At 72.3% G+C, this 12,689-nt stretch carries 1 protein-coding gene; it reads right to left on the reverse strand.

Going from position 1 to position 12,689, the window contains the following annotated elements; genetic code table 11:
* Positions 1 to 49 precede the first annotated feature (49 nt).
* Positions 50 to 12,688, reverse strand: coding sequence for a type I polyketide synthase (locus CP983_RS44280; RefSeq protein ID WP_150498580.1), 12,639 nt, complete (start codon positions 12,686 to 12,688; stop codon positions 50 to 52).
* Between the last annotated feature and the right edge of the window lies 1 nt (position 12,689).

A 12,689-nucleotide genomic window follows, 5' to 3' on the forward strand; every position in this document is an offset into this window, starting at 1 on the left:
ACCTCTGCCCGGCAGCCGGGGCGGGGCGGAGCGGGGTGCGGCGGGCCGGTCATTCGGCGACCCAGGGCTTGTCGTCGAGCAGGGCGAAGAGCTCGTCGTCGGTGGCGTCGTCGAGTACGACCCGGTTGTCCGCGTCCTGCCCGCTGCCTTCGCCGGCGCCCGCCGACCAGGTGGCGAGCAGTTGCTGGAGCCGGTCGCCGATCGCGGCGCGAACGTTGTCGTCAGCGGCCGGCGCGGTCTCGGCGAGGACCGTCCGCAGCTTGTCCAACTCGCCCATGAGGAAGGTGGTGTCCCCGTCGTCGGCGGGGACGAGTTCCGCGCCGAGGTGGTCGCGCAGGGACAGGATCGTGGGGTGGTCGAAGATGAGGGTGGCCGGCAGCTGCAGCCCGGTCACGCCGTTCAGTCGGTTACGGAGGTCCACGGCCGTGAGCGAGTCGAAGCCCAGCTCCTTGAACGCCCGAGACGCATCCACCGCCCCGGCCGAGGCATGCCCCAGCACGCCGGCGACCTCCGCCAGCACCGTGTCCAGGAGCACACGGTCCCGCTCGACCGAGCCCAGCCCACGCAGCCGCTCGACCAGGCCACCACCATCGGCGGCGCCACCCGACGCAGCGGCACCCCAACGCCGCCCCGCCGACGTCACCAAGTCCCGCAGCACGGAAGGCACCGGGCCCCCCGAGAGCGCCGAGGCGCGCAGGGCGACGGGGACGGCGTTCGGCTCGTTCACGACGAGCGCGGCATCCATCAGCGCCAACGCCTCGCTCGCGGCCAGCGGCGGCAGCCCCCCACGCCGCAACCGCGCGACATCAGCCTGCGGCAACCGCCCGCCCATACCGGCCTCCCACATGCCCCAGGCCAGGGAGACCGCAGGCAGTCCCTGGGCGCGGCGGGTGGCGGCGAGTGCGTCGAGGATGTTGTTCGCGGCGGAGTAGGCGGCCTGCCCGGCATTGCCCACAACACCAGCGAAGGAGGAGAAGAGAACAAAGGCGGACAGGTCACGATCGGCCGTCAACTCATGCAGATACAGGGCCGAATCGGCCTTCGCGGCCATCACACCGGCCAGACGCTCCGGCGTTAGATCGGCGACTAGACCGTCATCCAGTACGCCCGCCGCATGCACGACACCCGCTATCTCGACACCGTCGAGAACGGCAGCCAGCGCCGCGCGATCGGAGACGTCACACGCCCGCACCTCCACCTGGGCACCCAACTCCGCCAATTCATCGCGCAGTTCAGCCGCCCCGGCGGCGTTCAGCCCGCTCCGGGAGACCAGCAGCAGATCTTGCACGCCGTGCTCGGTGACCAGGTGCCGGGCGACCTCAGCGCCCAGGCCACCCGTCCCACCGGTGATCAGCACGGCACCCTCGCCGCCCCACGGCGACGGCACCCGCAGCACGACCTTCCCGACGTGCTTGGCCTGCCCCAGCAGTCGTAGAGCCTCCGGCGCCCGGGACAGGTCGTACGAAGTCACCGGGACCGGCCGCAGCACGCCCTGGTCGAACAGCTCCAGCAGCGCCGCCCACATCCCGGCGATCCGCTCCGGACCCGCGTCGAACGTGTCGAACGCCCGGTAGGTGACGCCACGGTGGGTGGCCGCCACCTGCTCCGGGTCGCGTACGTCCGCCTTGCCCATCTCGATGAAGCGGCCACCGGGCCGCACCAGCCGCAGCGAGGCATCCACGAACTCGCCCGCGAGCGCGTCCAGCACCACATCGACGCCCGACTTGAAGCGCTGCTCGAACTCGGTCGTCCGGGAGGAGGCGATCCGCTCGTCATCGATTCCGAGGTCCCGCAGGACCGGCCACTTCGGCTCGCTCGCCGTCGCGTACACCTCGGCCCCCAGGTGGCGGGCGAGCTGCACCGCGGCCATGCCGACACCGCCGGCGGCGGCGTGGATCAGTACGGACTCGCCCTGCTTGAGCCCGGCGAGGTCGACCAAGGCGTAGTAGGCGGTCAGGAACACGATCGGCACGGACGCCGCCTGCTCGAAGGACCACCCCTCCGGCACCCGCGCCAGCAGCCGTGCGTCCGAGACGGCGAGCGGGCCGAACGCCCCGTCGAGAAGGCCCATCACCCGATCACCGACCACCAGGCCGGTCACCTCCGGGCCCACTTCCACGACCACACCGGCACCTTCGTGCCCGAGCCGCCCGGCGTCCCCGGGGTAGGTGCCCAGCACGTTCAGCACGTCACGGAAGTTCACACCCGCGGCCCGCACGGCGACCCGCACCTCGGTGGGGCCGAGGGGGCGCGGCTCCTCGGTGATCGGTGCGACGCCGTCGAGACGGCCCTGCCCGGCCACCTCCATGCGCCAGGTCCTGCCCGGGGTCGCGGCCGGCGGCACGAGGATGCCGCCGGAGGCCATCCGGACCAGGCGCGGTACCCACGTCTCGCCGTCGCGGAGAGCGAGTTGGGGTTCGTCGAGGGGGGCGAGCCGTTCGGCGAGGGTGCGGAACGAGGCCGCGGTGCCGTCGATGTCGGCGAGGGCGAGGCGGCCGGGGTGCTCGCTGATCGCCGACCGGACCAGGCCCCAGGCGCCGGCGCCGGACAGGTCCGGGGCGTCGGTGCCGGAAGCGTGGTGCGGGGCGACCGCGCCGGTGGTCAGTGCCACCAGGGGCGTGTCGGCCCATCGCTCGTGTGCGAGCCAGGTCCGCATGGCACCCAGGAGATCAGCAACCGGACTTAGGACTTCACCAGAGTTGGCCGCGACCACCAGTCCGACGGCCGCCGGTGCGGCCTCGCCCGCCTCCATGGCGGAGATGAGGTCGTCCAGGTCGGCGTAGTGCTTGGTCGGCACGCCGGACTCGCGCCATGCGGCCGTGACCCGATCGCCGACCACGGCCCAGTGGCCAGTGCGCGCGGTCTCAGCCCAGTGGCCAGTGCGGGCGGTCTCGGCCCAGTGACCGGTGCGCGCGGTCTCGGGTCGGTCGGTGGGGGGCGCCGGCACCCAGTCGAGGCGGAACAGGCCGTCCGGGCCGGTGGCCGCGCGGGTCAGGTCGGCCGCCGAGACGGGCCGCAGCACCAGCGAGTCGACGACGGCGACGGGGGCGCCGGCCGCGTCGGCGACATGCAGCGCGTACGTGTCGGATCCGCGCGGGGTGAGCCGGGCCCGGACGACGCCGGCGCCGGCGGTGTGGAACGCGGCACCGGACCAGAGGAACGGCAGCAGCGCCCCCTGCTCGTCCCCCGCGCGCAACGCGAGGGCGTGCAGCACGCTGTCGAGGAGCGCCGGGTGCAGGCCGAAGGCCGTGGCCTCGCCCGTGGCGGGCTCAGGAAGGGCCGCTTCGACGAGCAGGTCGCCGCCGGAGGCCCAGGCGCGAGCAAGGCCGCGGAAGGTGGGGCCGTAGGAGAGCCCCGACTGGTGAAGTCGCTCGTAGAGGCCGTCGAGGTCGAGTTCACGGGCCCCGGCGGGCGGCCAGGCGCGCAGCTCGGGTGCGGCCGGAGGCATGGTTGCCGCGTCGTCCAGGAGGCCGGTGGCGTGCTCGGTCCAGGGCTGGTCGGGGGTGGCGTCATCGGGCCGGGCGTAGATGCGGAGGGTCCTCGCCTCGACGTCGTCCGCCGCCGGGGTCTCCACGGTGATCTGGACGGTGACGTCTCCGGCCGGCGGCAGGACGAGGGGCGCCTGGAGGGTGAGTTCGGCCAGGCGCCCGCAACCGGCACGGTCACCGGCCTGGAGGGCGAGCTCGACGAACGCCGTGCCCGGTACGACGACGTTACCGGCCACGACATGGTCGGCGAGCCAAGGATGTGTACGGACCGACAGGCGGGACGTCAGCAGCAGCGTGTCGGACCCGGCGACCGTGACGGCCGCGCCGAGCAGCGGATGTTCCGCGGGGGCGAGGCCCAGACCGCGTGCGTCGGCGGCGGCGCGGGACGGCTCCAGCCAGTAGCGCTGCCGCTGGAAGGCGTACGTCGGCAGCGCCACCCGGCGCGCACCGCTGCCCTCGAACAGGGCGGCCCAGTCGACGCGTGTGCCCCGGACGAAGAGCTCGGCGAGTCCCGTGAGCAGCGTCTCGGCCTCCGGGCGCCCCTTGCGCAGCACGGAGAAGGACGGCGCGGTCGCCGGGTCCACGAGCCCGCTCAGCACCGGGTCGGGACCGATCTCCAGCAGCCGTCCGGTACCCAGCGATCCTGTGGCGGCGGCCAGGGCGTCGCGGAAGAGGACGGGGCGACGTACCTGCTGGACCCAGTAGGAGGGGGTCGTCCAGTCGGTCTCGCCGACGACCTCACCCGTGACCGATGAGGCCGCCGCGAGCAGGGGGCGACGGTAGGTGATCTGTTCGGCGACGGTGGTGAACTCGTCGAGCATCGGCTCCATGAGCGGTGAGTGGAAGGCGTGCGAGACGCGGAGACGGGTGACCCGGCGCCCGCGTTCACGAACCGCCGCCATGACCCGCTCGACACCTTCCTCGGTGCCGGAGACGACCACGGCAGTAGGGCCGTTGACGGCGGCGATCGTCACGTCAGCGGTGAGCAGGTCGGCGATCTCCGACTCGTCGGCCTCGACGGCGGCCATCGCGCCACCCTCGGGCAACGCCTGCATCAGGCGGGCGCGAGCTGCCACCAGCCTTACGGCATCGGGGAGTTCGAAGACCCCGGCCGTGTACGCGGCCGCGTACTCACCGATCGAGTGACCCAACACCACATCCGGCGCCACACCCCACGACCGCAGCAGCTCAACGCACGCCACCTGAACCGCGAACAACGCCGCCTGCGCATAACCCGTGCGATCGAGAAGACCACCATCCGCGAACAACACCTCACGCAACGGCAGCGGGAAACCGTCCACGCCCGACAGCTCGGCCTCCAGCAGCGCCACCGTCTCATCGAAGGCACGGGCGAACTGCGGGTAGGCGGAGCGCAGTTCACGCCCCATACCGGGCCGCTGACTGCCCTGACCGGTGAACATCCAGGCCGTACGGCCCTCCGTGACCACACCGCTCACCGTGAGCCCCGACCCCAGCACGTCACCGTCACGGCCAAGGAGCACCGCCCGGTGTTCCAGCGCGGCCCGGGTCGTCGCCAGCGACAACCCGACGTCCTCCGAACTGCCGTCATGGGCGTGCGCTACCAGCCGTGCCGTAGCAGCACGCAAGGCATCGGCAGTGCGAGCCGACACGACCCACGGAGTCACCGGGAGGTCGGACGCGGCGTCCGGCTTGCGCGGCGAAGTAGCCGCCGGGGCCTCTTCGAGGATGACGTGGGCGTTGGTCCCGCTGATCCCGAAGGACGACACGCCTGCCCGACGCGGACGCTCACCGCGCGGCCAAGCCCGCTCCTCCGTCAGCAACTCCACCGCACCCGCCGACCAGTCCACGTGAGACGACGGCTCATCGACATGCAACGTGCGCGGCAGAGTCTGCTCACGCAGGGCCATCACCATCTTGACCACGCTCGCGACACCGGCTGCCGCCTGCGCGTGCCCGATGTTCGACTTGATCGAGCCGAGCCAGAGGGGATCGTCGTCGGTGCGGGCCTGACCATAAGTGGCGAGCAGCGCCTGAGCCTCGATGGGATCACCGAGCCGGGTACCCGTGCCGTGCGCCTCGACGGCATCGACCTCGGCAGCGTCCACTCCCGCGGCAGCCAATGCCTGCCGGATCACCCGCTGCTGCGACGGACCGTTCGGCGCGGTCAGCCCATTGGACGCACCGTCCTGATTGACCGCCGAGCCCCGCACCACAGCCAGCACCGGATGGTTGTTCAGCCGGGCATCGGACAGGCGCTCCAGAACCAGAACACCGCCACCCTCGGCCCAGCCCGTCCCATCGGCGCCGTCGGCGAACGACTTGCACCGACCGTCACCCGCCAACCCACCCTGCCGCGCGAACTCCAGGAAGATCGTCGGCGTCGCCATGACGGTCGCGCCGCCGGCCAAGGCAAGATCACACTCACCCGACCGCAACGCCTGGCACGCCAGATGCAGAGCGACCAGAGCCGACGAGCAGGCCGTGTCCACGGACATCGCCGGGCCCTCCAGCCCCAGGGCGTAAGCCAGGCGACCGGACGCGACGCTGGGTGTGCTGCCCGTCAGCAGGTACCCCTCAGTGTTGCCCTGCGGATCGTCGACCGTGCCGCTGCCGTAGCCGTTGGCGGAAACGCCGGCGTAGACACCCGTAGCGGTTCCGCGTAGCGACGACGGGTCGATCCCCGCGTCCTCCAACGCCTCCCACGCCGTCTCCAACAGCAACCGCTGCTGCGGATCCATCGCCAGCGCCTCACGCGGCGAGATCCCGAACAACTCTGCGTCAAAGAGCGCAGCACCCTCAACGAAGCCGCCAACCGCGGCCAGACCCTCCAACAGGGCAGGGTCCCAGCCACGATCCGCCGGCAGCGACGACAGCCCGTCCCTGCCCTCCACGAGCAGATCCCACAAACCCACAGCGGAATCCGCCCCACCCGGGAAACGACAGCCCATGCCCACGATCGCCACCGGCTCATCGACAGCAGTCGCCGCATGACCACGCGCTTGCGAGGGAGTCTGTGCGCTGATCTCGCCGAGGACCTGTTCGAGGAGGTAGTCGGTCAGTGAGTTGGGGTTCGGGTGGTCGAAGACGAGCGTGGCGGGGAGCGTGACGCCGGTCGCGGAACCGAGTCGGTTACGCAGGTCGACGGCGGTCAGCGAGTCGAACCCGAGGTCCTTGAAACTGCGGGTCTCGTCCACGGACGCAGCCGAGGCATGACCGAGCGCCACGGCAACCTGCGCCTGGACCAACTCCAGTACGGCCCTGCGCTGTTCAGCAGGCGCCAACCCGCCGAGTCGACGCGCCAGCTCACCACCGGCCGCAGTGGCAGCGCCGACAGCACGACGACGTGCCCGGAGCGGCACCAGGTCGTGCAGGACGGCAGGCAGAGCACCGTGGCCGGCCTCGCCGAGCGCCGAAGTGCGCAGGGCTACGGGGACGGCGATCGGGTCGTTCACGAGCAGCGCGGCGTCGAGGAGAGCGAGCCCCTCGCCCGTCTCCAGCGCAGGGAAGCCCTGCCGGGCCATCCGCTCCAGCTCGGCCCGGCCCAAAGTTCCGCCCATACCGTCGGCGTTCGCCCACATGCCCCACGCCAGCGACACGGCAGGCAGACCTTGGGCCCTGCGATTCAGGGCCAAGGCATCCAGCACGTTGTTCGCCGCCGAGTACGCCGCCTGACCCGCATTACCCACCACACCCGCGAACGACGAGAACAGCACGAACGCCGACAGCTCACGATCAGCCGTCAACTCATGCAGATGCAGGGCCGATTCAGCCTTCGCGGCCACCACACGGCCCACACGCTCAGCCGACAGATCACCGATCAGACCGTCGTCGAGTACGCCCGCCGCATGCACGACACCCGACAGGTCAACCCCATCCAGGACCGCGGCCAGCGACTCACGATCAGCCACATCACAAGCCCGCACACCGACCCGAGCACCCAACTGTTCGAGCTCAGCCACGAGTTCACAGGCGCCCGGAGCCGCCGCACCACGCCGCGACACCAGCAGCAGGTCCCGTACACCGTGCACAGCGACCAGGTGCCGGGCGACCTCCGCACCCAGCCCACCCGTACCGCCCGTGATCAGCACCGTGCCCGCGCCGCCCCACGGCGACGGCACCCGCAGCACGACCTTCCCGACATGCTTGGCCTGCCCCAGCAGGCGCAGCGCCTCCGGCGCCCGACCCACGTCGAAGGTCGTCACCGGGTTCGGCCGCAGCGCACTCCGCTCGAACAGCTCCAGCAGGGCGGCCCACATCTCGGCGATCCGGTCGGGACCCGCGTCGATGAGATCGAAGGCGGTGTAGTCGATGCCGTACTCGGCCCGTACCTCCTCGGCGTCACGGATGTCGGTCTTGCCCATCTCCACGAACCGGCCACCGGGCCGAACCAACCGCAGCGACGCGTCCACGAACTCACCGGCGAGCGAGTCCAGCACCACATCCACACCCGACTGGAACCGCTGCTCGAACTCCGTGGTCCGCGACGAAGCGATCCGCTCCTCCGCAACCCCAAGCTCACGCACGACCGGCCACTTCGGCTCGCTCGCCGTTCCGTACACCTCGCCGCCCAAGTGCTGGGCCAGCTGCACGGCAGCCATCCCCACACCACCGGCGGCCGAGTGCACCAGCACCGACTCCCCGGCCTGCAACCCGGCCAGGTCCACCAGGGCGTAGTAGGCGGTCAGGAACACGATCGGCACCGACGCCGCCTGCTCGAACGACCACCCCTCCGGGATCCGGGTGAGCAGGCGGCCGTCGGTCACGGCCGTCGGTGTGAACGCCCCGTCCAGCAGACCCATCACGCGATCCCCGGCCGCAAGGCCGGTCACCTCCGGGCCCACCTCCACGACGACGCCAGCGCCCTCGTGCCCGAGCCGTCCGGCATCACCCGGATACATGCCGAGGACGTTCAGTACGTCACGGAAGTTCACGCCCGCCGCCCGTACCGCGACCCGCACCTCACCGGCTCGCAGCGCACGCGGCTCCTCCGGAACCAGAGCCACACCGTCCAGCCGCCCCTGGGTCACCACATCCATCCGCCAACCGGCACCCGCGCCCACCGGCGGCACGAGCACATCCCCGCCGGCGAGGCGGGCCAAGCGCGGCACCCGGGCACTCCCCCGGCGGATCAACACCTCGCCCACCGTCTCCGGCACCGCCGCGAGCGTCTCCCAGGAGGTGGGGTCGAGGTCGAGGTCGGCGAGGGCGATACGGCCCGGGTATTCGGTCATGGCCGTGCGGACCAGGCCGCGTACGGCGGCCGCCGAAGGGTCGGTGAGGGGTTCCTCGTCGTCGGTCGGACCCGAGAGCACGATCAGCAGGCGGGAGTCGGCGAGGCGCGGCTCCCGCAGCCAGTCCTGGATGATGCCGAGTGTCTCGGTGACGGTCTTTCGGAGGGGGCGGGCTGGGGCCGTCGTGACCGGGAAGGCAACGGTGCTCGGCGTCTGCGCGCCGGCGTCGAGTGCCGTACGCAGAGCCTCCAGGTCGGTGTACGGGGTGCCGTAACGGGCCGTGTCCCCGCCGAGGACGGCCCATTCGGTGCTCCGGGCGTCCCCGGTCTGGCCCAGCGGGCGCCAGTCGACGCGGAACAGGGCATCCCGGACGAACGAGTCGCCGCGCTCCAGCTCCGTCGGGGCGACCGGGCGCAGCAGGAGGCTGTCGATGGTGGCGACCGGTTCGCCGGTGGCGTCGGCGACGCGGAGTTCGACCGTGTCGTCGCCTCGCGGTGTGAGTCGGACGCGGATCGTGGACGCGCCCACGGCGGACACTTCCACGCCGGACCACAGGAAGGGCAGTCGGGTGCCGTCGTGCTCCCAGAGGCCCAGGACGTGCAGCACCGAGTCCAGCAGCGCCGGGTGCACGCCGTATCCCTCGCCGCCGTCGGTGGCCGCTTCGGGCAGCGTGGCCTGGACGAACCAGTCCTCACCTGAGCGCCATACGGCTTCCAGGCCGCGGAACGCCGGGCCGTAGGACAGGCCCGCCGACTCCAATCGCTCGTACAGTCCGTCGAGTTCGATCTGCTCCGCGTCCTGCGGCGGCCACACACGCAGGTCCCAGGGCTCTGCCGTCGGCGCGGTCTCGGCGATGGTCCCGGAGGCGTGGAGCGTCCAGGGCAGTTCGTCGGCCGTGTCGTGCGGGCGGGCATGGATGCGCAGGGCCCGGTGTCCGGCGGCGTCCGGGGACTCCACGCCCACCTGGAGTTCGACCGGCCGGTCCGTCGGGAGGACGAGAGGGGCGTGGAGGGTGAGGTCGTCGATGCGGTCGCAGCCGGCCCGTTCCCCGGCGGCCAGCGCCAGTTCCAGCAGCGCGGTGCCGGGGACGATCACCGTGCCGGCCACGACGTGGCCCGCCAGCCACGGCTGGTCGGCGACGGACAGCCGTGCCGTCAGCAGCAGCGTGTCGGTGTCGGCGACGGACACGGCGGCGCCGAGCAGCGGGTGCCGGACCGGGCGCAGGCCGAGGCCCGCGGCGTCGGCGGTGGTGCGCGGTGCTTCGAGCCAGTAGCGGCGGCGCTGGAAGGCGTACGTCGGCAGGGGCACCTCGCGTGCGCCCGTGCCGGCGAAGACGGCCGTCCAGTCGACCGTGGTGCCGCGTACGAACAGCTCGGCCACGGCGGTGAGGGCCGTCTCCCGTTCGTCGCGGTCGCGGCGCAGCACACATGCCGCCGGGACCGTGTCCACGAGCGCGGACAGGACGGGGTCGGGGCCGAGTTCGAGGAAGCGGGCGACGCCGAGTTCGTCCACTGCGCTGCGGGCGGCGGTGTGGAAGCGTACGGCCTCCCGCACCTGCCGTACCCAGTAGTCCGGCGTCGTCCAGTCGTCGCCGTCGAGCACGGCGCCGGTCAGGGTGCTCACCGCGTGGAGGGTGGGGCGGTGGTAGGTCACCTGGGCGGCGATGCCCGCGAACTCCGCCAGCATCGGTTCCATGAGCGGCGAGTGGAATGCGTGCGAGACGTGCAGCGGTGTGGCCCTGCGGCCCTGTTGACGTGCCGCGTCGAGCAGTTGTCGTACGGCGTCGTCGTGCCCGGAGACGACGACCGAGGTGGCGCTGTTGACGGCGGCGATGACGACGCCGTCCGTGAGGAGCTCGGTGACCTCCGCCTCCGTGCCCTCGATCGCGGCCATCGCACCGCCCTCGGGCAGGGCCCGCATGAGCCGTGCGCGGGCCGCCACCAGCCGTACCGCGTCAGGGAGTTCAAGTACTCCGGCCGCGTGGGCGGCGGCGAACTCGCCCACCGAATGGCCCAAGACGACCTCGGGTTCGGTGCCCCAGGAGCGCAGGAGTCGGATGAGGGCCACTTGCAGGGCGAAGAGGGCGGACTGGGCGTAGCCGGTGTCCTGGAGGGCCTTCTCGTCGTCGCCGAAGAGGACGGAGCGCAGGGGCTCCTGCGGGAAGGCCAGTTCGGTGTCGAGGAGTGCGCAGACCTCGTCGAGGGCGGCGGCGAACTCGGGGAAGGTGGCGGCGAGTTCCCGTCCCATGCCGGGGCGCTGGCTGCCCTGACCGGTGAACATCCAGGCCGTACGGCCCTCCGTCGCCGCGCCCTTGATCACGGGTGCGGCGAGCTGTGCGCGCAGGTCGTCGAGGTCGCGGCCGAGGACGACCGCTCGATGGTCGAGGGCGGCGCGGGTGGCCGCCAGGGAGAAGCCGGTGTCCAGGGGGTCGCCGTCGACCGAGGCGAGTCGTTCGATCTGGCCGTGCAGGGCATCGGCCCCGCGTGCGGAGACCACCCACGGAATCACGGGGAGTTCGACCGCCTGGGACGGGACAGCCGGTGCCTCGGTCTCCTCGACAGCGGACTCGTCGGGCTCCGGGGCGCCTTCGGATGCCGTCGCGGCAGTGGCCGAGGCCTCCTCGATGACGACATGGGCGTTCGTGCCGCTGATGCCGAACGACGACACCCCCGCCCGACGCGGACGCGCGCCTCGCGGCCACGCCCGCTCCTCGGTCAGCAGCCGTACCGCACCCGCCTCCCAGTCCACGTGGGAGGACGGCCGGTCGGCGTGCAGGGTGCGGGGCATGCGTTCGGCGCGCAGCGCCATGACCATCTTGATGACGCCGGCGGCGCCCGCGGCGGCCTGCGTGTGCCCGAGGTTCGACTTCACGGACCCCAGCCACACCGGCTCGCCGTCGTCGTCACGTGCCTGGCCGTAGGTGGCGAGGAGGGCCTGGGCCTCGATGGGGTCGCCGAGCCGCGTGCCCGTGCCGTGCGCCTCGACCGCGTCGACCTCGGCCGGTGACAGGCCGGCGTTGGCGAGGGCCTGGCGGATCACCCGCTGCTGGGACGGTCCGTTGGGCGCGGTGAGGCCGTTGGACGCGCCGTCCTGGTTGACGGCCGTCCCCCGCACCACGGCGAGCACCGGTCGCCCTTGCCTGCGCGCCTCGCTCAGCCTCATCAGCACGAGCACACCGGCGCCCTCGGACCACCCCGTGCCGTCGGCCGACTCCGCGAACGCCTTGCAGCGGCCGTCCGACGCGAGCCCGCCCTGCCGGGAGAACTCCACGAAGGTGGCCGGGGTGGCCATGACCGTCACACCGGCGGCGAGAGCCGTGTCGCACTCCCCCGACCTCAGGGACTGGCACGCCAGATGCATCGCCACCAGCGAGGACGAGCACGCCGTGTCGACGGTCACCGCCGGGCCCTCGAAGCCGAAGACGTACGCCACCCGCCCGGAGAAGACGCTGCCCGCGTTGCCGTTGGCGAGCAGCCCCTCGACCTCGTCCGGCGTCGCCGGCAGCCGGGAGGCGTAGTCGTGGTACATCAGTCCCGCGAACACGCCCGTGCGCGAGCCGCGCAGGGACAGCGGGTCGACGCCGGCCCGTTCCAGGGCCTCCCACGAGGTCTCCAGCAGCAGGCGCTGCTGCGGGTCCATCGCGAGGGCCTCGCGCGGCGAGATCCCGAACAGCTCGGCGTCGAAGTCGGCGCCGTCGTGAAGGAAGCCGCCCTGCCGCGACGACGACTGGCCGGGCCCGTCCCCGAACAGTCCCGTCAGGTCCCAGCCGCGGTTCGCCGGGAACTCCGACACACCCTCGCCACCGGACGCCACCAGGTCCCACAACGACTCCGGGGAGTCCACCCCGCCCGGGAACCGGCAGCCCATCCCCACGATCGCGATCGGCTCGTGGTCCCGGGCCTCGACCTCGCGCAGCCGCTGACGGGTCTGGCGAAGGTCGGTGGTCAGCCGCTTGAGATACGTCAGAGTCTTGTCGTCAGTGGGCACG

The sequence above is a fragment of the Streptomyces chartreusis genome (genome assembly GCF_008704715.1).
GTDB lineage: Bacteria > Actinomycetota > Actinomycetes > Streptomycetales > Streptomycetaceae > Streptomyces > Streptomyces chartreusis.